Source organism: Actinomycetospora lemnae, assembly GCF_028737315.1.
In the GTDB taxonomy this organism is placed as follows: Bacteria; Actinomycetota; Actinomycetes; order Mycobacteriales; family Pseudonocardiaceae; genus Actinomycetospora; species Actinomycetospora lemnae.
Genome location: NZ_JAQZAO010000003.1, coordinates 208,931 through 230,092 on the forward strand (window position 1 = coordinate 208,931; position 21,162 = coordinate 230,092).

Consider the following 21,162-nt stretch of genomic DNA (forward strand, 5'->3'; position numbering starts at 1 on the left):
CGGGTACGGCCGTCGGGACGAGGGCGAGGGGAGACGGCGTGACCGGCAGCGAGGTCGACTGGGACGCCGAGCGCCGGGCGTTCGCGGCCGAGGACGCGACCGAGCGCGCGCAGGGCAACGACGACTTCCCCGTCAACGGGGGCACGCGCGCCGGCCCCCGCGTCGGCCTGCTCGCGCAGGCGGTCGGTGAGCTGACGCACACCCTGCTGGCGACGCCCGAGGTCGGCGGCATGGACGAGGTCCTCACCCGTGTCGTGGACCTCGGCGCGCGCCTGGTCCCCACCGCCGACGTCGTCAGCGTGACGCTGCGGCGGGCCGGCCGGGAGAGGGGCGGCCGCGACGGCTACGCGACCCCGGCCTACTCCGACGAGCTCGCGGTGCGGCTCGACGAGGAGCAGTACCGGCACGAGGAGGGGCCGTGTGTCCGCGCGCTCGAGGCCGGCGGGCTCGGTGTCGCCGGCAGCGAGGACCTCGCCCGGGACGAGCAGTGGCCCCGCTTCGGGCCCGCCGCCGCGGCGCTCGGGGTGGGCAGCGTCTTCGCGGTCGGGCTGTTCCCCGTCGGCGAGAAGCGACCGCTGCGCGGCGCGCTGAACTTCTACCGCCGCGGCACCGGCGGCTTCGGGCAGACCGACCGCGAGGCCGGGATCCTGCTCGCCGCCCACCTGTCGACCGCGCTGGCGTACGTCACGGTCACCGAGGCCGCGCAGCTGCGCGACGTCGAGTTCCAGACCGCGCTCGACTCGCGCGACGTCATCGGCCAGGCCAAGGGCATCCTCATGGAGCGGCGCGGCCTGCCCGCCGACCAGGCGTTCGACGTCCTGCGCCGCGCGTCCCAGGACCTCAACGTCAAGCTGCGTGACGTCGCGGCCACGCTCGCGGAGCGCCGGGCCGACCTCTGAGCCGACCACCGACCGGCCGGTGATCGGGACGTGCACGAGGATCACCGCATGACCGACGACGAGACACCCGCCGCCGGCAGCCGGTCCGCACGGTGGCGGGCGGCCCTGAGCACCGCGGGACGGCGGGCCCGCGAGCTCGACCGCTCCGAGGGGCTGCGCGCCGCGGTGCAGCGGGTGCGCCGCGCGCTGCCCGGCGACGCGCACTTCGGTGACCCGCTCTCGCTCGGCGGCGCGAAGCACGCGGAGTTCGTGGGCCGCGCCGTCGTCGACCTCACCGGCGACCGGCCGGGCGTCACGCGCGAGGTCTCGCTGGGCGGGCTGCAGCTCTGGCAGGCGGTGCTCGAGCGGTTCGGCGGCGGGGCGGGCGAGCGCGAGGTGGCGCTGGTGTTCACCGACCTCGTCGAGTTCTCCCGCTGGGCGCTGCAGGCGGGCGACGACGAGGTGCAGCGCGTCCTGCGCGAGGTCAGCGAGGCCTGGGAGAAGCCGGTCACCGAGCGCGCGGGCACCGTCGTCAAGCGCCTCGGCGACGGGATGATGGCGGCGTTCGCCGACCCCGCCGCCGCGCTCGAGGCCGTGTTCGCCGCGCGCACGCGTCTCGCGGACGTGCACGCCGACGGCTGGACGCCCCGGATGCGCGCGGGCCTGCACCTCGGCCGGCCGCGCCGGGTGGGCGGCGACTACCTCGGCGTGGCCGTGAACACGGCGGCGCGCCTCGGCGACCGCGCCGGCCCCGGCGAGGTCCTCGTCAGCGGCGAGCTGCTCGCGCGCCTCGACGAGGCGAGCCTGCGCGTGCGCCGCAAGCGCTGGCACACGCGCCTCAAGGGCACCCCCGGGGACCTGCAGATCTTCGCGGTCGACCGGCCCGCGTGACGGTCGTTCAGCGACCCACGAGGGCGTCGTACGCGAGTCCCGTCGCGCCGGCGTAGACGACGTGGTGCAGGGCGTCGGTGGCCGCGGCGGACGCCCCGTAGCGCGGGGTCGGCGAGCCGAGGCCGAGCGCGGGCATCATCACCTGCTCGGCACCGAGGACGGCCGCGAGGTGGATCGCCGACGCGAGCGGGCCGCGGCGCCCGGCGAGGTCGAGCGCACCGCGGCCCAGGCCCCAGGCGGTGCCGTAGCCCCAGTGCGCGAGGGTGTTGAGCCGCTGCTGCGCGGTGTCGTCCGCGGGCCGCACGCCGGTGACCTCGGAGACGGCCTGCGCCGGGGTCGTCGACGACCCGCGGCCCTGCAGGCGCATCTCGATCGTGCTCGAGACGGTCATGGCCGCGGTGCCGAGCAGGCCGGCGAGCGCTCCGCGGCCGAGGGCGAGGACGGTGCGGTCGACGGGGCCGAGGCGGTCGGCGGGCCGGGTCCGCAGAGCGGTGGTCACGAAGGTCCCTCCCGGGACGGCGGGGGTGCGGTCACCGGCGGGTCCCCGGTGCGCCGGACCGCCCACACGTGCGCCGCCTCTCGGGTGAAGCGCCGCACGACAGGGGCCGGACGTCAGCGACGCACGCGCGCGGCACCACGGCCCAGCGCGAGGCCGGCGGCGAGCATCGCCACGGCGAGGACGACGTGCAGCGCGTTGTCGGCGCCGTTGACCGGCACGAAGTTCGCCGCGCTGTCGGACGGCACGAGCAGCCCGTAGACGACGAGCACCGCGTAGATCACGCCGCTGATCAGCAGGTAGCTGCGGGCGGCGGGTGCGGTCCGGGCCGCGAGCAGTCCGGCGACGCCGAAGAGCAGGTGCACGATGTTGTGCAGCACGGACACGTGGAACAGGCCGAGCAGCATGGCCCCGGAGTGCGGTCCGGCGAGCGCGAGCCCGTCACCGGTGGTGATGCCCGGCACGAAGCCCAGCACCCCCACCAGCAGGAACACCACTCCGAAGATCAGGGCGACGACCTGCACCGGGGTGCGGGTCATCGGGGACGTCGAGCGGGTGGCCATGGCCACCACCTCCTCGTGGTCGGGTCGGGAGAGCGCCCGACTACCCGATCCGCTGCCCTCGACCACACCGTTCGCACACTCGATGTCGGACCGAGATGTCAGACCGCGATGTCAGACCGTGATGCCAGACCGTGATGCCAGACCGTGATGACGGACCGCGATGTCAGACCGCCGCCGAGGCGTCGAGCACCGTGTCGACGAGGCGGCGCATCGCCGGCGACGGCGGGAGCCCCAGCTCGGCGTGCAGGAGGCGGCGGAACGCGTCGTACTGGCGCAGCGCCTCGCCCGCGTTGCCCTCCGCGAGGTGCACCTCGATCACCTGCCGGTGCGCGGTCTCGCGCAGCGGCTCGGTCTGCACCGCCACGAGCCCGAGCCGCAGCGCGTCGGCGAACCGCGCCGCGCTGCGGCGGGCGGCGCACAGCTCCTCGAGGGCGTGCAGGCGAAGCTGCCGGTAGCGCTCGCGCTCGACGGAGACCCAGTCGTCGTCCCAGCCGGGCAGGAGGTCCCCGGCGAGGAGCACCTGCTCGCACTCCTCGACGTCCTCGCCCTCGAGACGCCACAGGTCGACCGTGATGCCGGGGCAGAGCCCGACGTGACCCTCGGCGACCTCGACCAGCGGGCCGGCCTCCGTGCGGGGCAGGCGCCAGAGGGTCGAGCGCAGGTTGGACGCCGCGCGGGCGTCGGACGAGTCGCCCCACAGGGCGCCGTAGACCTGGTCGCGCCGGACCGGCGTCCGCTGCAGCGCGAGGTACGCCAGCAGGCGCTCCCCGCGCGGCGCGAGCAGCAGCGGTCGACCGCCGGAGCGACAGGAGATGCGGCCGAGCACCGAGAGCTCGGCGTGTGCGGTCGGCTCCACGAGGCCTCCACATCCTGAGTCGCGGACTCGCGGTGCGGCTCCCGGTGGTGAACCTGCGTCCCACTCCTGGTTCCCGACCCCGTTCCCCACAAACCGCGTCGCGCACGACCCGGTCGCCTGCTCCGGTGCCGCCGGGGGTGACGGTGCCGTGACGCCTCCCGTGACGGATCCCGTGACGTGTCTCGTGACGCCGTCGGTGCGCTCGGGAGAACGCCGATCGCGACGACCGGAGGTACACGCGCCGGCACAGGGCGTACACGGCCGCCCGGCACTGTCTCCCCGGTCGCCGGAGATCCGGCGTGATCGTCCCGTTCCGCGACCCCCCGCGAGGAGTGCCGTGTTCTTCCACTACAAGGGCCTGCAGTTCGAGTCGACCCCCGAGCGTCCCGACCCCGTCTTCGCGATGAAGCTCCAGGAGCTCCTCGGCGGTCACTGGGGTGAGCTCACGGTCGCGATGCAGTACCTCATGCAGGGCTGGAACTGCCGCATCCCCGGCAAGTACAAGGACCTGCTGCTCGACACGGGCACCGAGGAGCTGGCCCACGTCGAGATGATCTCGAACATGATCGCGAAGCTGCTCGAGGGCGCCCCCGCCGAGCAGACCGCGCGGGCCTGTGAGGACAACCCGATGCTCGCCGCGATCGTCGGCGGCCAGAACCCGCAGCACTCCATCGTCTCCGGCGGCGGCCCGGTGCTCGCCGACTCCGCCGGGACGCCGTGGAGCGGCAAGTGGATCGTCGCGAGCGGCAACCTGCTCGCCGACTTCCGCGTCAACGCGGCCGCCGAGGGCCAGAGCAAGATCCAGGCCGCGCGCGTCTACAACATGACCGACGACCCCGGCGTCAAGAAGATGCTCAAGTTCAACCTGGCGCGCGACTCGATGCACCAGAACCAGTGGCTCGCCGCCATCGAGGAGCTCAAGGACGAGGGCCTCGAGTACGACCCGGTGCCGTCCGGGATCATCGACGAGGAGTTCGACGAGTACTCCGGGCAGCTGTGGAACCTCTCGGCGGGCAGCGACTCGGCCCAGGGCCGTTGGGCCTCGGGGCCGCGTCCCGACGGGCGCGGCGACTTCAGCTACGTGGACAGCCCGGAGCCGCTGGCGCCGGAGCCCACGCCGCCGTCGGCCGACCCGTACCTCTACGCGACGGTGCCCGGCGGCCCCAACGGCCAGCGTCCCGACGGGACCCGCAACGGCAGCCGGAGCGCGTCCGGCCAGGCCTGACGGCCGTCCGCCCCCACGTGGGCGGTCCCGTGCCCCGCACGGGTCCGCCCACGGGCGGCACGTCGTCCCCGCCGGCGTCCGCCGGCCCACCCCGAGGAGGTCCCCGTGCCCCGGCCCTCGCCCGGCCGCGTCGTGGCCGTCGCCGCGGTGCTCTCGCTCGCCCTGGTCGCCGCGGGCCTGGTGACGCACGCCCTCGACGGCCCGACGGTCCTGCAGCTCGCGCTCGCCGTGGCGGCGGTGTCGGTCCGGCCGCTCGCCGTGATCGTCCACCGGCGGCAGGGCGAGGAGTCCGGTGCGAGTGGGTACACCGCGGCCGGTTGACGTCCCAGCCGTCGGCACCACCCGCGAGCCCAGACGGGAGTCACCCCGTGACCACCACGCCACAGACCCCGCAGTCGAACGAGCAGTCCACGGACTTCATCGACCTCCTGTCCGCCGAGCACCGGGAGGTCGAGCGGCTCTTCGCCGAGCTCGAGGCCCGGTTCGGCTCCTCGGCGTCCGAGGTCGAGGACACCGCCCGGGAGGTCGTCACCCGCCTCGTGCAGCACTCGGTGGCCGAGGAGGTGCACCTCTACCCGCTCGTGCGCGAGGTCCTCGACGACGGCGACGCCCTCGCCGATCGCGAGATCGCCGAGCACGACGACGCCGAGCGGACCATGAAGCGCCTCGAGGGACTCCCGGCGAAGAGCGGCGACTTCTGGATCACCTACCGGATCCTCACCAACCTCATCGCCCAGCACGTGGGGGAGGAGGAGCAGTACCTGTTCCCCCGTCTCGCCGCGGCGGTGTCGAAGGAGCACCGGGAGGAGATCGGCCGTCGCCTGCAGTCGACCGAGTACACGGCGCCGACGCGCCCGCACCCCGGCGCGCCGTCGGAGGGCGGGAAGCTCGCGGCCCTCGCCCCGGGCACCGGTCTCGTGGACCGGGTGCGCGACGCGCTCACCGGCCGGGGTCGCTGAGCAGCCCGGAGAGGGAGCCGCGCGACCGCTCAGTGCCGCAGCGTCGCGCTCGGCGAGCGTCCGTAGTGCTCCCGGTAGACCACCGAGAAGCGGCCCGGGTGGCCGAACCCCCAGCGCGCGGCGATCGTCTCGACGCGGTCGCCGCGCGTGGGGTCGGCGGCCTGCAGGTCGCGGTGGGCGCTCTCGAGGCGCACCCGGCGCAGGTACTCCAGGGGCGTGGTGTCGCGGTGGCGGCGGAAGGCGAGCTGGAGGGACCGCGGGCCGATCCGGGCGGCCTCCGCGATCTCGGTCAGCCCGATGTCCTCGTGCGCGTGGGCGTCCATGAACTCGACGGCCCGGCGGACCGTGCCCGGTTCGGCGTTGTCCTCGTCGTGCCCGCCGGGGCCGCACAGCGCGTGCCGGACCGTGTTCGGGAAGGTCGCGAGCATGGCGACGGCGAGCTGGCGCACGAGGTTCGCGCGGACGAGTGGCGCGGCCATGAGCTCGTCGGAGCCCAGCACGTCGTCGACGTGCGCGACCAGGCGTGACCAGTAGTCCGCGAGCGCCGGCGAGACCGGCGCCGACCCCGTGAAGGCGACGGCCTCCCGCTCCAGCCCCGCGAGCTCCGCGCCGACCCGGACGACCTCGGCCTGGTCGACCATGCAGACGCGGGCGGTGACGTCGTCCCACCCGGTCTCGTAGGGCGCCCAGCTCGGCAGGAGCTTGAGCCGCCCCGCGACCCGGCCGCTCCCGTCGTCGACCCAGGTGGGGCCGCCCTCCAGGGTCTCGACGACCACGAGCGCGTCCGTCGGCTGGGAGTAGGTGCGCAGCCCGCCGGAGTGCCGCAGGCGGCTGATCTCGAGGGCACCGGCCGCGGCGCCCTCGACCCAGAACGTGAAGTCCTCCGGGGCCACGTCCACCGGCGCCAGGTCGGTGTAGGTCTTGCGCACGTACTCGGTGGCGGCCTCGGGATCGGTGCTCGCCCACCGGTAGCGCAGGACCGGCTCCGGTCCGCTCCCGCCGTCCGTCATCCCACTCTCCTCGATCGGTCGCGCGCAACCGAGTATGACCGAGCGGCCTCGGATGGGCGAGAGGGTACTTCGGCACGCTTTCCATCAGCCAGCAGCACAGCGGACACGTAGAATCCTGGGCGGCTGACCAGTTTTCTCCGGAAGGTGCCTCCCGTGGCCTACCTGCTGCTCGCGATCGCGATCCTCTGCGAGGTCGTCGCGACCGTGTCGCTCAAGCTCTCCGAGGGCTTCACGCGGCTCGTGCCCTCGATCGTCGTGGTCGTGGGCTACCTCGCGACGTTCGCGCTGCTCTCCCAGGCGCTCGCGCGCGGGCTGGGGGTCAGCGTCGCCTACGGCGTGTGGGCCGCCGCCGGCGTCGCCCTCGTCGCGATCGCCGGGACGCTCTTCCTCGGCGAGTCGCTGACGTGGATCCAGGTCGGGGGCATCGCGCTCGTCATCGCCGGCGTCCTCGCCCTCGAGCTCGGCGCCCGGAACACGGGCGCGGCGTGACGGAGACGGCGTGACGGAGACGCTGTCCGCGACCGACGGCCGCCGCCGCAAGGGCGAGGAGCGCCGGCGGTTGCTGCGCGAGGCGACGATGCGCGTCATCTCGCGCGGCGGGGTGGCCGCGGTGACCCAGCGGGCCGTCGCGGCGGAGGCCGGGCTCGCGCCGAGCCTCGTGAGCTACCACTTCCCGACCGTCGACGCGCTGCTGCAGGCGACGCTGGCCGCGGTCAACGACGAGTGGGTGGGCGCCCTCGAGCGCTGCGCGCGCCAGGCGGACCCCCTGCCCCCGCTCGCGGCCCTCGTCGCGGCCGGGGCGGTGGGGCCCGAGGGCTCGATCGACGCCGAGTACGAGCTGTGCCTGCAGGCCGGGCGCCGTCCCGGGCTGCGCGACGAATGGGAGCGCTGGACCCGCGCGCTCGACGCCGCGCTCGCCCCCGTCGTCCCGGATCCGCGGAAGCGGGTGGCGGTGGGCGCGGCCGTCGACGGCCTGTTCCTGCGCTGCTGGTGCGACCCTGCGCCGTGGACCGCCGCGGACGTCGAGGCGGTGCTGCGGGCCCTCGTGCCGGGAGCGCCGGGGTGATCGGGAGTCTGGTGCGGCGTCGGACGTTCCCGCTACGGTCGGCTCCTCGGTGGCCCTCCGGGCGACCCCGAACACCCGCGGACGCGACGATGAAGAAGCTCGCCGAGCTGCTGGTCTGTTTCCTGCACCCCGTCGCGGTGGTGCTCGTGTGGCTCAACCTCATCGTGCGCCCGGAGCTCAGCGGCACCGCGAAGATCGTCTGGGCGGTCCTCGCCCTCGTGCCGGTCGTGCCCTTCGTCTACGTGCTCACCGGCGGCGAGCTGTGGGAGGGCAAGCAGCGGACGGCGTGAGCCGCCGCCGAGCGTCATCCGTGCTCCGGACGGCCGAGCGGATCTCTCGACGAGGTGACCCGGCCCGGGGTCATCGCCTACGGTCGTCGGACCGCGGTCGAGCAGCGTGCCGCGGCGCCCGCCGCCCCCGATCCGCGACGTCCGCGTCGGCAGGAGCGCGCATGCTCGAGCGGCCACGGACGCTGTGGGGAGCCGACCTCGCAACGGCTCTCGGCTTCCCGCCGCCCGGCGACGCCACGTGGAGCAGCATCGCCGAGGCCGGCGCCGAGAGCGTCGAGCTCAAGGTGCTGCTCGTGCCCCGGGAGGGCTCGACGCTGCGCCTCGCGGGCCGCCACGGGCGCGTGCGGACCCGGCGGCTGCACCTGCTCGACACGCCCGACCTCGCGCTGGCCCACCGCGGCGTCCACGTCCGCCTGCGCGACCGCGGGCGCGACCGCTGGGACCTCACGGTCCGGGTCCGCGGCGAGGACCCGGTGCCCGGCGGCGCCCCGCCGCCCGGCGTGCGCGTGGAGCTCGACGTGCTGCCCGGCGCCGTCTTCCGCAGCACCCAGGTGCGCGAGCCCGTCCCCGCCGGGCGCGCGTCGGCGTGCCGCGACGGCCGGGTCGACGTGCACGACCTGCTCACCGGTGACCAGGCCGCGCTGCTCGCGGGCGCGGTGCCGGACCTCGCCGAGGCGGCGCTCGGCGTCCACGGGCCGCTGGACATCGAGCGCGGCTCGGTGCCGCGGCCGCAGTGCCGGCTCGCCCACGCCCGCCACGAGCGCTGCCGCTTCCCGGGCGGTCGGGTGCTCGAGGAGTTCTCCGCGCGCTGCGCGCCGGCCGACGCCCGCGTCACCGCCGAGGCCGTCGCGGGGTTCCTGACGGGTCACGGCCTCGTCCCCGAGCCCCCGCACCGCACCAAGACCGCGGTGTGGGCCGACGTGCTGCGCGCCGCCCACCCGACCTAGGGGAGCGCCGTCAGATCACCAGCGAGGTCTGCACGGAGTACTGCGAGGCGCGGTAGATGTGCCGGCCGAGCTCGACGAGGCGTCCGGTGTCGTCGTAGACGAGGCGCTGCATCGTCACGCACGCCGCGGGCTCGGTCTCGCCGAGCAGCCCGGCCTCCTCCGTCGTCACCAGGCGCGCGCCGATCGTCTGGTGCGCGATCGCGAAGCCGACGCCCTGTGCGCGCAGGGTCGCGTAGAGGCCGCGCTCGCGCAGGTCGTCGTCCTCGAGGCGGAACCGGGCGGGCAGGTAGTTCGACATGATCGCGAGCGGTTCGCCGTCCACCCGGCGCAGGCGACGCAGGTAGGTCAGCGGCTCGTCGACCTCGACGAGTTCGTCGACGCCCAGCTCGGCGGGGGTGCCCTCCGCGCGCTCGAGAAGCTCCGTCGACGGCTCGTGGCCCGACGAGGCGAGGTCGTCGTGCAGGCTCGAGAACTTGACGTCGCGGCGAATGGGCGGCGCGGCGACGACCTGGGTGCCGACGCCGCGCTTGCGAACCAGCAGGCCCTTGCGCACGAGCTCCTGGATCGCCTGGCGCGCCGTGGGGCGGGCGAGGCCGAGGCGGGTGGTCATGGCCAGCTCGTTCTCCAGCCGGTCGCCCGCGCGCAGGCGGCCGTCGCCGATCGCGCGCTCGAGGGCGACCGCGAGCTGGTGGTAGAGCGGCACCGGGCTGGAGCGATCGAGGTCGATGTCCAGCTCGACGGGCCCGGAGGCGACGGTCATGGTGGCCAGCGTAGCGGGTCGGCGTCCATTCGTCTCTATGACTCTATGTCTGGACAAAGTATTGACGCTGCCGGGTCGCGCTGCTTAACGTCCTCGTCATCGCCGCGCCACGGAGCGACGGCGGGAGACCCATCAGCCAGCCGACCAGCCAGCCGAGGACAGCCCATGAGCACCGCCCCGCGCACCGTGCCGGAGGTCCTGACGTTCGGTCGCAGCGGCGTCGACATCTACCCGCTGCAGACCGGGATCGGCCTCGAGGACGTCGAGACCTTCGGCAAGTTCCTCGGCGGCACCACCGCCAACGTCGCCGTCGCCGCGAGCCGTCTCGGTCGGCGCGCCGCGATCATCACCGGCGTCGGCGACGACCCGTTCGGCCGGTACGTGCGCCGGGAGCTGCGCCGCCTCGGCGTCGACGACGCGCACGTCGTGACCGACCCGCACCACCTCACGCCCGTCACCTTCTGCGAGATCTTCCCGCCGGACGACTTCCCGCTCTGGTTCTACCGCCGGCCCACCGCCCCGGACCTGCAGGTGCGCACCGTCGATGTCGACCTCGACACCGTCCGGCAGGTCGACCTGCTGTGGCTGTCGGTCACCGGGCTGTCGGAGGAGCCGAGCCGGCAGACCCACCACGACGTGCTCGCCGCCCGCGACCGGCGCAGCCACGTCGTGCTCGACCTCGACTACCGCCCCATGTTCTGGCCCGACGCCGCGACCGCCACCTCAGAGGTCCAGAAGGTGCTCGGCCAGGTCACGGTCGCGGTGGGCAACCGCGAGGAGTGCGAGGTCGCGGTGGGGGAGACCGACCCGGAGCGCGCCGCCGACGCACTGCTCGAGGCCGGCGTCGAGGTGGCCGTCGTCAAGCAGGGCCCCCGCGGGGTGCTCGGCAAGACCCGGTCCGGCGAGCGGGTCGTCGCGCCGCCGATCCCGGTGACCCCGTTCAACGGCCTCGGCGCCGGCGACAGCTTCGGCGGCTCGCTCGCGCACGGCCTGCTGGCGGGCTGGGACCTCGCGACCGTGCTGCAGCGGGCCAACGCCGCCGGCGCGATCGTCGCCGCGCGGCTCGAGTGCTCCACCGCCATGCCCACCCCTGACGAGATCGACCACCTGCTCGAGAAGGGCACCCTGCCGTGAGCGAGTTCGCCGCCACCCACGACGAGGTCCGTGCGATCCGGGCCACCGAGCCCGGGCGCATCGCCAAGCTCCTCGCCGCCCGCCGCCGGCGCCCGTTCGTCCCCGCCGACGGCCGCCTCATGATCGTCGCCGCCGACCACCCCGCTCGCGGCGCGCTGTCGGCCTCCGGCCGTGCCGACGCCATGGCCAGCCGTCCCGAGCTGCTCGACCGCCTGTGCGCGGCGCTGGCCCGTCCGGGCGTCGACGGTGTGCTCGCGACGGCGGACATCCTCGAGGACCTGCTCCTGCTCGGCGCCCTCGAGGACAAGGTCGTCGTCTCGTCGCTCAACCGCGGCGGCCTCGCCGGCGCGCGGTTCGAGATGGACGACCGCATGACCGGCTACGACGTGCGCGGCACCGTCGAGTCGGGCTTCGACGCCGCCAAGATGCTCACCCGCATCGACTACGACGACGCGGCGACGGTCGCGACCCTGCAGGCCTGCGCCGAGGCCGTCACCGAGCTCAACCGGGCGCAGACCGTCGCGATGGTGGAGCCGTTCATCTCGCGGCGGGTCGAGGGCAAGGTCGTCAACGACCTGTCCGCCGACGCCGTGATCCGGTCGATCCACATCGCGCAGGGCCTCGGCGCCGGCAGCGCCTACACCTGGATGAAGCTGCCGGTGGTCGACGAGATGGAGCGCGTCATGGACGCGACCACGCTGCCGACGCTGCTGCTCGGGGGCGACCCGACCACGGCGCCCGACGAGACCTACGCGTCGTGGCGCCGGGCGCTCGCCCTGCCCAGCGTGCGCGGCCTCATCGTCGGGCGCACCCTGCTCTACCCCGCCGACGACGACGTCGCCGGCGCCGTCGACACCGCCGTCGCGATGGTCCGCCCGGGGGTGGCGGCGTGAGCGCCCCGGCCCGCTCGGAGCTGCACCTGCCCGCGGGCGCGGCCGCCACCCACGGCTACGACCTCGAGGTGACGCCCGCGGTCGCCGGCTGGACGCACTCGAGCCTGCGCACCCTGACCCTCCCCGCCGGCGCCGCGCACACCCTCGACACCGGCGACGAGGAGATGATCGTCGTCCCGCTGTCCGGCGGCGTCACGGTCACCGACGGCACCACAGAGTACGTGCTGTCCGGCCGGACCGACGTCTTCGCCGGCCCGACCGACGTCGCCTACCTGCCCGTCCGCACCACGGCGACGATCCGGGCCGCGGAGGGGCCGGCCGGGAGACGCAGCGGAGCGGAGCTCGACCATCCAGTGCGGATCGCGCTGACCGGCGCCCGCACCGACGTCGTGCTGCCGTTCCGCCACGTGCCCGTCGCGGACGTGCCCGTCGAGCTGCGCGGCGCCGGGCGGTGCAGCCGCCAGGTCCGCAACTTCGGCGCCGCCGGCGTGTTCGAGGCCGGCAGCCTCATCGCCGTCGAGGTCGTCACCCCGAGCGGGAACTGGTCGAGCTACCCGGCCCACAAGCACGACGAGGAGACCGACACCGAGTCGGCCCTCGAGGAGATCTACTACTACGAGATCGCGCCCGGCCCGCACGGCGAGCCCGGTCTCGGCTTCCACCGCACCAGCGGGTCCCCGGCGGGGGAGGTCGACCTCCTCGTCGAGGTCCACGACCGCGACACGGTGCTCGTGCCCCACGGCTGGCACGGCCCGTGCGCCGCCGCCCCCGGCCACGACATGTACTACCTCAACGTCATGGCCGGCCCCGGTGAGCGCGCCTGGAAGATCACCGACCACCCCGACCAGGCCTGGGTCCGCGCCACGTGGGCGGACCAGGCTGTTGATCCTCGTCTGGCGAACCCGCGATTGGTGTCCACCGATGACTGACCCGACCCACGGCACCGTCCGCCTCACCGTCGCCCAGGCCCTCGTCCGCTTCCTGGGCGCCCAGTACTCCGAGCGCGACGGCGTCGAGCAGCGCCTGTTCGCCGGCTGCTTCGGCATCTTCGGCCACGGCAACGTCGCCGGCATCGGGCAGGCGCTGCTCGAGGCCGAGCTCGCCGATCCGGACGAGCTGCCCTACGTCCTCGGCCGCAACGAGCAGGCGATGGTGCACTCCGCGGCCGCCTACGCCCGCATGAAGGACCGCCTGCAGACCTGGGCGGTCTCCACGAGCGTCGGGCCGGGCGCGACCAACATGGTCACCGGCGCCGCGCTGGCCACCATCAACCGGCTGCCGGTGCTGCTGCTGCCCGCCGACACCTTCGCCGACCGCGCGGCGTCGCCGCTGCTGCAGGAGCTGGAGCTGCCGGACTCGGGCGACGTCACCGTCAACGACTGCTTCCGCCCGGTCTCGCGCTACTTCGACCGCGTGTGGCGCCCCGAGCAGCTGCCCTCGGCGATGCTGGCCGCGATGCGGGTGCTCACCGACCCGGCCGAGACCGGCGCGGTGACGGTCTGCTTCCCGCAGGACGTGCAGGCCCAGGCCCACGACTGGCCGGTCGAGCTGTTCGCGAAGCGCGTCTGGCACGTGGCGCGGCCGCTGCCCGAGCGCGCGGCCGTCGCGCGGGCGGCCGAGGCCATCCGGTCGGCCCGCCGCCCCCTGGTCGTCGCCGGCGGCGGTGTGCACTACAGCGGGGCGACCGACGCCCTCGCCGCCTTCTGCGCGGCGACCGGCATCCCCGTCGGCCAGAGCCAGGCCGGCAAGGGCACGCTCGCCTTCGACCACCCGCAGTGCCTCGGCGCCGTCGGCTCCACGGGCACCACCGCGGCCAACGCGCTCGCCCGCGACGCCGACGTCGTCATCGGGATCGGCACCCGCTACTCCGACTTCACCACCGCCAGCCGCACGGCGTTCCAGGCGCCCGACGTCCGGTTCGTCAACGTCAACCTCGCCGGCATCGACGCGGTGAAGCACGCGGGCATCGGCGTCGTCGCCGACGCCCGCGAGACGCTCGAGGCGCTGACCGCGGCCCTCGACGGGTGGCGCGTCGACGCCGGCTACGAGGACGAGTACCGCCGGCTCGACGCCGAGTGGGAGAGCACGGTCGACGCCGCCCACGCCGCGCAGGAGTCGAACGGGCTGCTCACCCAGAACGCCGTGATCGGCATGGTCAACGAGCTGACCGACCCGCGCGACGTCGTCGTCTGCGCCGCGGGCTCCATGCCCGGTGACCTGCACAAACTCTGGCGCACCCGCGACCCGAAGGGCTACCACGTCGAGTACGGCTACTCGTGCATGGGCTACGAGGTGGCCGGCGGCGTGGGCGTCGCCATGGCCTGCCCCGACCGCGACGTCGTGGTCATGGTCGGCGACGGCTCCTACCTGATGATGGCCACGGAGCTGGTGACCGCCGTGCAGGAGGGCGTCAAGGTCATCACCGTCCTCGTGCAGAACCACGGCTACGCCTCCATCGGCGCGCTGTCCGAGGAGCTCGGCTCGCAGCGCTTCGGCACCCGCTACCGCTACCGGTCGGACAGCGGCCGGCTCGACGGCGAGCGGCTGCCCGTCGACCTCGCAGCCAACGCCGCGTCCCTCGGCGTGCGGGTGATCCCCGTCCGCACCGCCGACGAGCTCGCCGCCGCCCTGGGCGCGGCCAAGGCCGCGACCGAGAGCGTCGTCGTCCACGTCGAGACCGACCCGCTCGTGCCGGCCCCTGACTCCCGCTCCTGGTGGGACGTCCCCGTCGCCGAGGTGGCCTCGCTCGAGTCCACCCAGCGCGCCCGCAAGACCTACGACGACGCGAAGTCGACCCAGCGCGGCTTCCTCCACCCCAGCGAAGAGGTGTCCTCGTGACCTCCATCCGTGTCGGCAGCGCTCCCGACTCCTGGGGCGTCTGGTTCCCGGACGACCCCGACCAGACCCCGGCTGACCGCTTCCTCGACGAGGTCGCAGCCGCCGGCTACGACGTCATCGAGCTCGGCCCGTACGGCTACCTGCCGACCGACCCGACCGAGCTCGCCGACACCCTGCGCACCCACGGCCTGACGGTCTCGGCGGGCACGGTGTTCGAGCACCTGCACCGGCCGGACAGCTTCGACCACGTGTGGGACCAGGTCACGCAGGTCGCGTCGCTGACCCGCGCCGTGGGCGGCGAGCACCTCGTCGTCATCCCCGAGCCGTGGCGCGACCACAAGACCGGGGCCCCGTTGGAGTCGCCGACGCTCGACGTGGCGGGCTGGGACCGCCTGACGACCGGCATGGACACCCTCGGTCGCCGGGTGCTCGAGGAGTACGGCCTGCGCGTCCAGTTCCACTCGCACGCCGACTCGCACGTCGGCTACCAGTCCGAGATCGAGCGCTTCGTCGAGTCGACCGACCCGCGCTACGTGAACCTCTGCCTCGACACCGGGCACGTCGCCTACTACCGCGGCGACAACGTCGCGATCATCCGGAAGTACCCCGAACGCATCGGCTACCTGCACCTCAAGCAGGTCGACCCCGCCGTCATCGACCGCGTCGAGGCCGAGGACCTGCCGTTCCCGGACGCCGTCAAGGCCGGCGCGATGATCGAGCCGCCGTACGGCGTGCCCTCGATGCCCGAGGTCCTCGGCGCGATCGAGGAGGCGGGGCTGGACGTCTTCGCCATCGTCGAGCAGGACATGTACCCCTGCCCGCCCGACCAGCCGCTGCCGATCGCGCAGCGCACCCACACCTACCTCGGCTCGTGCGGCACCGGCTCGGTCCGCATCGGCACGCCGGCCGGAGAGGAGATCCGCTCGTGAACGACGAGATCCGCATCGCCGTCCTCGGCGTCGGCAAGATGGGCTCGTTCCACGTCGAGAGCCTCACCCGGCGCACCCGCGGCGCCCGCGTGACGGTGGTCAGTGACGTCTCCGACGAGCAGGCCCACCGCGTCGGCGACCCGATCGGCGCCCGGGTGGTCGCCGACCCTGCCGAGGCCATCGCCGCCGACGACGTCGACGCCGTCGTCATCGCGACCCCGGGCAGCGCACACGAGGCCCAGGTGCTCGCCTGCCTCGAGGCCGGCAAGCCCGTCCTGTGCGAGAAGCCGCTGACCACCGAGGCGGCGACCGCGGCCGCGGTGTACCGCCGCGAGACCGAGCTCGGCCGCCGGCTCATCCAGGTCGGCTTCATGCGCCGCTTCGACCGCGAGTACGCCGCGCTGCAACAGATGATCGCCGGCGGCGACCTCGGCGCGCCGCTCATGCTGCACTGCGCCCACCGCAACCCCGCGGTGCCGGAGTTCTTCGACTCCGAGTTCATGATCCGCGACTCGGTCGTGCACGAGGCCGACTCGGCGCGCTTCCTGCTCGGCGAGGAGATCGCCGCGGTCAGCGTGGTGCGGGGCCGCCCGACCGCCGAGGCCCCCGCGGGCGTCTCCGACCCGATGCTCGTGCTCTTCGAGGCCGAGTCCGGGGCCCTCGTGACGATCGAGATCTTCGTGCGCACCGGGATCGCCTACGAGGTCCGCACCGAGATCGTCGCCGAGCGCGGCTCGGCGCTGATCGGGCTGGACCAGAACGTGGTCACGAAGCGGGCGGGCGGAACCTGGGGCGGGACGATCACCCCGGACTTCGTCGCCCGCTTCGGGCAGGCCTACGACGACCAGATGCAGCGCTGGGTCGACGCCGCGCGCGCCGGGATCGCCTCCGGTGGCGACGCCGTCGACGGCCCCGGCAGCTGGGACGGCTACGCCGCCGCCGCGATCTGCGAGGCCGGTGTGGCCGCCGTCGTGAAGGGCGAGCGCATCGAGACGGGGATGGAGGACCGATCGTGAAGTTGGCCCTGGACGCCCAGATGTTCCACCGCACGCACGCGGTGACCGCTCTGCCCGACGCTGTCGCGCGCGCCGGCTACCAGTGGATGGAGCTCTCCCCGAAGGAGGACTTCATCCCGTTCTTCCAGTACCCGCGCGTCGACTCCGCGACCGTCGCCACGGTCCGGCGTCGCGCCGCTGACGCCGGCGTCGGCATCTCCTCGGTGCTGCCCGTCCTGCGCTGGTCGGGGCCGTCGGAGGACGCGCGACAGGCCGCGGTCCGCGCCTGGCGCCGCGCGATCCAGATCGCCGTCGACCTCGGCGTGGACACGATGAACACCGAGTTCAACGGCCGGCCCGAGGGCGCCGAGCACGCCGAGGCGATGTTCCTGCGCTCCTTCGAGGAACTGGCGCCGGATTTCGAGCGCGAGGGCGTCCGCCTCGTGCTCGAGCCCCACCCCGACGACTTCATCGAGGACGGGCACGCCGCGGTCGACATGGTCGCTGGGCTGGACCGCGACTGGGTCACTTTCCTGTACTGCACCCCCCACACGTTCCACCAGGGCAACGACCCTGCCGGGATCATCGCCCGCGCCGGCGCCCGCGTCACCAACGTGCACCTCGCCGACACCCTCGACCACGCCGCGTCGGGCGGCCTGCGCTACATCGTCAACCCGCCCGGGTCCACCGTCCGCGTGCACCAGCACGCGCCGATGGGGGCCGGCGAGGTCGACTTCGACGCCGTCTTCGCCGCGTTGGCGGCGGCCGGTTTCGACGGCACGCTCACCCACTGTGTGTTCGGCTGGGAGGAGCGCGCGACCGAGGTCGTGACGAGCGACCGCGACACGATCACCGCCCTCGTGGCGAAGCACTTCGGCTCGGACACCGTCCTCGAGTCCGCACCCGGGAGGAACCCCTGATGGAGACCCTGCAGCACTGGGCCGGCGGCGCCGCCCTCAAGTCGACGGGCGATCGCCTCGGCGACGTCACCGACCCGGCGACGGGCCAGGTGACCCGGCAGGTCGCGTTCGCCACCGAGGCCGACGTCGAGGCCGTGATCGCCGCGGCCCGCGACGCCTTCCCGTTGTGGCGCGACACGTCGCTGACCAAGCGCACGCAGATCCTGTTCCGGTTCCGCGAGCTGCTCAACGCCCGCGCCGACGAGCTCGCCGCGATCATCACGTCCGAGCACGGCAAGGTGCTCTCGGACGCTGCCGGCGAGGTCGCGCGCGGCCAGGAGGTCGTGGAGTTCGCGTGCGGGATGCCGCACCTGCTCAAGGGCTCGGCCACCGAGAACGCGTCGACCGGCATCGACGTGTCCTCGATCCGACAGCCGCTCGGGGTCGTCGGGATCATCAGCCCGTTCAACTTCCCCGCGATGGTCCCCATGTGGTTCTTCCCGATCGCGATCGCCGCGGGCAACACCGTGGTGCTCAAGCCCTCGGAGAAGGTCCCCTCCGCGGCGCTGTGGCTCGCCGAGCTGTGGCGTGAGGCCGGGCTGCCCGACGGCGTGTTCAACGTGCTCCACGGGGACAAGGTCGCGGTCGACGGGCTGCTGACCCACCCCGACGTCAAGAGCGTCAGCTTCGTGGGCTCGACGCCGATCGCCCGCTACGTCTACGAGACCGGCACCGCGCACGGCAAGCGCGTCCAGGCCCTCGGCGGGGCGAAGAACCACGCCGTCGTGCTGCCCGACGCCGACCTCGACCTCGCCGCCGACCAGGCCATCAACGCCGGTTTCGGCTCGGCCGGCGAACGCTGCATGGCGATCTCCGCGGTGGTCGCGGTCGGGTCGTGCGGCGACGCGCTGGTCGAGAAGATCGCCGAGCGGGCCCGCGGGCTGCGCACCGGCGACGGTCGTCGTGGCTGCGACATGGGCCCGCTGGTCACGGCGGCGGCCCGGGATCGGGTGTCGGGCTACGTGGACGCCGGCGAGGCCGCCGGGGCGTCGCTGGTCGTCGACGGGCGCGGCGTGTCTCCCGACGCCGAGGGGGAGGGCTTCTTCGTCGGGCCGACGCTGTTCGACCACGTCACCACCGACATGTCGATCTACACCGACGAGATCTTCGGCCCGGTGCTGTCCGTGGTCCGCGTCGACACCTACGACGAGGCCGTCGCGCTGATCAACGCCAACCCGTACGGCAACGGGACGGCGATCTTCACCAATGACGGCGGCGCTGCCCGCCGGTTCCAGAACGAGGTGGAGGTCGGCATGATCGGCATCAACGTGCCGGTCCCGGTGCCGATGGCCTACTACAGCTTCGGGGGCTGGAAGAACTCGCTGTTCGGCGACACCCACGCCCACGGCACCGAAGGCGTGCACTTCTTCACCCGCGGCAAGGTCGTCACCACCCGCTGGATCGACCCCGCGCGCCGCGGCGAGTCCGGCGAGCTCGACCTCGGGTTCCCCCGCAACAGCTGACGCGTGCCCCGCGGCCCGTGGCCGGTCGGTCCTCGACCGGCCCGCGGGTGTCCTCGGCGTGCCCACATGCCGGAGACGGGCGTCGAGGGTGACGACTTGGACATAATGTCAAGACAAAGTCTTGACGACCGACGCGCCGTCCCCGTAACTTCTCCGTCATCGCGCGACACCGCGGGGGCGGACGAGGGGCGTGCCGGCCGGGTGTCCGTCGCGAGCCTTTCTCATCGTCTCGAGAATTCCTCGCCGCGTGCTCTCGGCAGGTAGTGAAGAACTGTCGGAGAAATGCGGTCCACGATCCTCGGAAGCCTGGGGCGCCTTGGCGGCGTCCCAGGCTTCTTCTTTCTTGTCTCCGCTGGTCAGCGGGATGTCGATCTTTATACAAAGGGGGACAAGGAATTGTCGCCCAAACTCTTGACTTCGATCACACTCCACGGTCATCCTCGTCGTCACCAGGGATATTCGGTCGACCTCGACGGCCCCGGGGACGCTTCCCGGACGATGCCCGCGACTGATCTCGCCGAGCCCGACACCTCTCGTCACGCCATTCCTCAACGGGGAGCGCCACGTCATGACCACCTACAACGAGCAGCCGGCCAGGTCTGCTCTCCCGCCGGACGTGCCCGGCCCGCACTCGAAGCGGCTGGGCATCATCGCCGTCGTCGCCACCTTCGGCGGGCTCCTGTTCGGCTACGACACCGGCGTCATCAACGGCGCCCTCGAGCCGATGACCGCCGACCTCGGCCTGACCGCTCTCACCGAGGGCATCGTCGTCAGCATCCTGATCTTCGGCGCGGCCATCGGGGCGCTCGTGGGCGGTGCGTTGTCCGACCGGTTCGGCCGCCGCCACAACATCCTGCTGCTGGCGATCCTCTTCGCCCTCGCCACCATCGGCTGCGTCCTCTCGCCGACCTGGCCGGTGCTGGCGTTCTTCCGCTTCGTCCTCGGCCTGGCGGTCGGTGGCGCGTCCGCGACGGTGCCCGTCTACCTGGCCGAGGTGGCCCCGGCTGAGCGTCGCGGGAGCATCGTCACCCGCAACGAGGTCATGATCGTCAGCGGCCAGTTCGCCGCCTTCGTCATCAACGCGATCATCTTCAACATCTGGGGCGAGAACCCCGGTGTCTGGCGCGTCATGCTGGTCGTCGCCGTGCTGCCGGCGATCGCGCTGTTCGTCGGGATGCTGCGCATGCCCGAGAGCCCCCGCTGGCTGGTGTCGCAGGGCCGGGACGACGAGGCCCTCGCCGTCCTCCAGCAGGTGCGCACCCCGGAGCGAGCCCGCGCCGAGATGGCCGAGGTGCACGAGCTCGCCGAGGAGGAGCGGGCCGCGAAGACCGCCGGGGCGAGCGATCTGGGCGTGCGCTGGATCCGCCGGCTGATCCTGCTCGGCGCCGGCCTGGGCATGTTCCAGCAGTTCACCGGCATCAACTCGATCATGTACTACGGCACCCAGCTGCTCGGCGACGCCGGCTTCTCCGACAGCGCCGCGATCATCGCCAACACCGCGAACGGCCTGTTCAGCGTCCTCGGCATCACGGTCGGTCTGCTCGTCATGAACAGGATCAACCGTCGGACGCTGCTGCTCGGCGGCTTCGCGCTGACGACGTTCTTCCACCTGCTGGTCGGTCTGTCCGCGACGCTGCTGCCCGACGGCACCGCCAAGGCCTGGTTCATCCTGGTGTTCGTCGTGCTGTTCGTCTTCTTCATGCAGGGCACGATCGGCCCGCTGGTGTGGCTGCTGCTGGCCGAGATCTTCCCGCTCAAGATCCGCAGCCTCGCCATCGGCATCAGCGTGCTCGTGCTCTGGCTGTCGAACGCCGTCGTCTCGCTCGGCTTCCCCGTGGTCGTCGAGAACCTCGGCATCGCGCCGACGTTCTTCATCTTCGTCGCCCTCGGCGTGCTGGCCCTGATCTTCGTGTACCGCTCGGTGCCGGAGACCCGGGGGCGCTCTCTGGAGGACCTCGAGGAGCAGTTCCGCCGCCAGTACGCCTGACCCGCCCCGCTCTCCCCGGAAGG

General features: G+C 73.5%; 23 protein-coding genes. 18 read left to right on the plus strand and 5 right to left on the minus strand.

Features of this window, described 5'->3' with window-relative positions:
* The first annotated feature begins 38 nt into the window (after nucleotides 1-38).
* A complete protein-coding gene (locus PGB27_RS07900) occupies nucleotides 39-899 on the plus strand; it encodes a GAF and ANTAR domain-containing protein (RefSeq protein WP_274199812.1) in 861 nt (286 codons plus the stop codon).
* A 48-nt stretch (nucleotides 900-947) separates the two neighbouring features.
* Nucleotides 948-1,769 carry an adenylate/guanylate cyclase domain-containing protein gene (locus PGB27_RS07905; protein WP_274199813.1) on the plus strand — a complete coding sequence of 274 codons (822 nt, stop codon included), beginning with the start codon at nucleotides 948-950 and terminating at the stop codon, nucleotides 1,767-1,769.
* A 7-nt stretch (nucleotides 1,770-1,776) separates the two neighbouring features.
* On the opposite strand, the gene PGB27_RS07910 is transcribed toward PGB27_RS07905, so the two are convergent.
* The 3 genes from PGB27_RS07910 to PGB27_RS07920 form a co-directional block, all read right to left on the minus strand.
* On the minus strand, nucleotides 1,777-2,268 hold the full coding sequence (locus tag PGB27_RS07910; protein WP_274199814.1) for a hypothetical protein: 492 nt from the start codon (nucleotides 2,266-2,268) through the stop codon (nucleotides 1,777-1,779).
* A 113-nt stretch (nucleotides 2,269-2,381) separates the two neighbouring features.
* On the minus strand, nucleotides 2,382-2,828 hold the full coding sequence (locus tag PGB27_RS07915) for a DUF4383 domain-containing protein (RefSeq protein WP_274199815.1): 447 nt from the start codon (nucleotides 2,826-2,828) through the stop codon (nucleotides 2,382-2,384).
* Between the two features lie 163 nt (nucleotides 2,829-2,991).
* Nucleotides 2,992-3,684, minus strand: a complete 693-nt coding sequence (locus PGB27_RS07920) for an AfsR/SARP family transcriptional regulator (protein ID WP_274199816.1) — start codon at nucleotides 3,682-3,684, stop codon at nucleotides 2,992-2,994.
* A 337-nt stretch (nucleotides 3,685-4,021) separates the two neighbouring features.
* On the opposite strand from PGB27_RS07920, the gene PGB27_RS07925 reads away from it, so the two are divergent.
* The 3 genes from PGB27_RS07925 (at nucleotide 4,022) to PGB27_RS07935 (ending at nucleotide 5,868) form a co-directional block, all read left to right on the plus strand.
* Entirely contained in the window at nucleotides 4,022-4,909 is an 888-nt protein-coding gene (locus PGB27_RS07925) for a manganese catalase family protein (protein ID WP_274199817.1), read from the plus strand.
* A gap of 105 nt (nucleotides 4,910-5,014) precedes the next feature.
* Nucleotides 5,015-5,230, plus strand: coding sequence for a hypothetical protein (locus tag PGB27_RS07930; protein WP_274199818.1), 216 nt, complete (start codon nucleotides 5,015-5,017; stop codon nucleotides 5,228-5,230).
* Nucleotides 5,231-5,277: 47 nt separating this feature from the next.
* The gene (locus tag PGB27_RS07935; protein WP_274199819.1) at nucleotides 5,278-5,868 is read left to right on the plus strand and encodes a hemerythrin domain-containing protein; all 591 of its coding nucleotides are present in this window, start codon (nucleotides 5,278-5,280) and stop codon (nucleotides 5,866-5,868) included.
* A gap of 29 nt (nucleotides 5,869-5,897) precedes the next feature.
* Here the strand turns inward: PGB27_RS07935 and PGB27_RS07940 are convergent, their stop codons facing one another.
* Complete coding sequence (locus PGB27_RS07940) at nucleotides 5,898-6,878, minus strand: helix-turn-helix transcriptional regulator (RefSeq protein ID WP_274199820.1); 981 nt, start codon at nucleotides 6,876-6,878, stop codon at nucleotides 5,898-5,900.
* A gap of 153 nt (nucleotides 6,879-7,031) precedes the next feature.
* Between PGB27_RS07940 and PGB27_RS07945 the strand changes: the two genes are divergently transcribed.
* From PGB27_RS07945 to PGB27_RS07960, 4 genes are all read left to right on the plus strand, one after another.
* Complete coding sequence (locus tag PGB27_RS07945; protein WP_274199821.1) at nucleotides 7,032-7,367, plus strand: DMT family transporter; 336 nt, start codon at nucleotides 7,032-7,034, stop codon at nucleotides 7,365-7,367.
* A gap of 10 nt (nucleotides 7,368-7,377) precedes the next feature.
* The gene (locus PGB27_RS07950; protein ID WP_274199822.1) at nucleotides 7,378-7,944 is read left to right on the plus strand and encodes a TetR/AcrR family transcriptional regulator; all 567 of its coding nucleotides are present in this window, start codon (nucleotides 7,378-7,380) and stop codon (nucleotides 7,942-7,944) included.
* Nucleotides 7,945-8,033: 89 nt separating this feature from the next.
* Nucleotides 8,034-8,234, plus strand: coding sequence for a hypothetical protein (locus PGB27_RS07955; RefSeq protein ID WP_274199823.1), 201 nt, complete (start codon nucleotides 8,034-8,036; stop codon nucleotides 8,232-8,234).
* A 161-nt stretch (nucleotides 8,235-8,395) separates the two neighbouring features.
* Nucleotides 8,396-9,181, plus strand: a complete 786-nt coding sequence (locus PGB27_RS07960; RefSeq protein ID WP_274199824.1) for a CYTH domain-containing protein — start codon at nucleotides 8,396-8,398, stop codon at nucleotides 9,179-9,181.
* A gap of 10 nt (nucleotides 9,182-9,191) precedes the next feature.
* Here the strand turns inward: PGB27_RS07960 and PGB27_RS07965 are convergent, their stop codons facing one another.
* Entirely contained in the window at nucleotides 9,192-9,941 is a 750-nt protein-coding gene (locus PGB27_RS07965; protein WP_274199825.1) for a GntR family transcriptional regulator, read from the minus strand.
* 165 nt (nucleotides 9,942-10,106) lie between these two features.
* Here PGB27_RS07965 and iolC point away from each other — a divergent pair, with 165 nt between their 5' ends.
* The 9 genes from iolC to PGB27_RS08010 all read left to right on the plus strand — a co-directional run bounded on the left by iolC (nucleotide 10,107) and on the right by PGB27_RS08010 (nucleotide 21,139).
* Nucleotides 10,107-11,075 carry a 5-dehydro-2-deoxygluconokinase gene (gene iolC, locus PGB27_RS07970; protein WP_274199826.1) on the plus strand — a complete coding sequence of 323 codons (969 nt, stop codon included), beginning with the start codon at nucleotides 10,107-10,109 and terminating at the stop codon, nucleotides 11,073-11,075.
* Nucleotides 11,072-11,968, plus strand: a complete 897-nt coding sequence (locus PGB27_RS07975; RefSeq protein ID WP_274199827.1) for a Cgl0159 family (beta/alpha)8-fold protein — start codon at nucleotides 11,072-11,074, stop codon at nucleotides 11,966-11,968. Before iolC ends, PGB27_RS07975 begins: the two co-directional genes overlap by 4 nt.
* Nucleotides 11,965-12,897: a 5-deoxy-glucuronate isomerase gene (gene iolB, locus PGB27_RS07980; protein WP_274199828.1), complete on the plus strand. Its 933-nt coding sequence runs from the start codon at nucleotides 11,965-11,967 to the stop codon at nucleotides 12,895-12,897. The genes PGB27_RS07975 and iolB overlap by 4 nt, the downstream gene beginning before the upstream one ends.
* Nucleotides 12,890-14,806 (plus strand): 3D-(3,5/4)-trihydroxycyclohexane-1,2-dione acylhydrolase (decyclizing), encoded by a 1,917-nt coding sequence (gene iolD, locus PGB27_RS07985; RefSeq protein WP_274199829.1) that lies wholly within the window; start codon nucleotides 12,890-12,892, stop codon nucleotides 14,804-14,806. Before iolB ends, iolD begins: the two co-directional genes overlap by 8 nt.
* Nucleotides 14,803-15,735 carry a sugar phosphate isomerase/epimerase family protein gene (locus PGB27_RS07990; RefSeq protein ID WP_274199830.1) on the plus strand — a complete coding sequence of 311 codons (933 nt, stop codon included), beginning with the start codon at nucleotides 14,803-14,805 and terminating at the stop codon, nucleotides 15,733-15,735. Before iolD ends, PGB27_RS07990 begins: the two co-directional genes overlap by 4 nt.
* Nucleotides 15,732-16,751 carry a Gfo/Idh/MocA family protein gene (locus PGB27_RS07995; RefSeq protein WP_274199831.1) on the plus strand — a complete coding sequence of 340 codons (1,020 nt, stop codon included), beginning with the start codon at nucleotides 15,732-15,734 and terminating at the stop codon, nucleotides 16,749-16,751. The genes PGB27_RS07990 and PGB27_RS07995 overlap by 4 nt, the downstream gene beginning before the upstream one ends.
* Nucleotides 16,748-17,650: a sugar phosphate isomerase/epimerase family protein gene (locus tag PGB27_RS08000; protein WP_274199832.1), complete on the plus strand. Its 903-nt coding sequence runs from the start codon at nucleotides 16,748-16,750 to the stop codon at nucleotides 17,648-17,650. The genes PGB27_RS07995 and PGB27_RS08000 overlap by 4 nt, the downstream gene beginning before the upstream one ends.
* Nucleotides 17,650-19,152: a CoA-acylating methylmalonate-semialdehyde dehydrogenase gene (locus tag PGB27_RS08005; protein ID WP_274199833.1), complete on the plus strand. Its 1,503-nt coding sequence runs from the start codon at nucleotides 17,650-17,652 to the stop codon at nucleotides 19,150-19,152. Before PGB27_RS08000 ends, PGB27_RS08005 begins: the two co-directional genes overlap by 1 nt.
* A 568-nt stretch (nucleotides 19,153-19,720) precedes the next feature.
* Complete coding sequence (locus tag PGB27_RS08010; protein ID WP_274199834.1) at nucleotides 19,721-21,139, plus strand: sugar porter family MFS transporter; 1,419 nt, start codon at nucleotides 19,721-19,723, stop codon at nucleotides 21,137-21,139.
* Nucleotides 21,140-21,162: the final 23 nt, after the last annotated feature.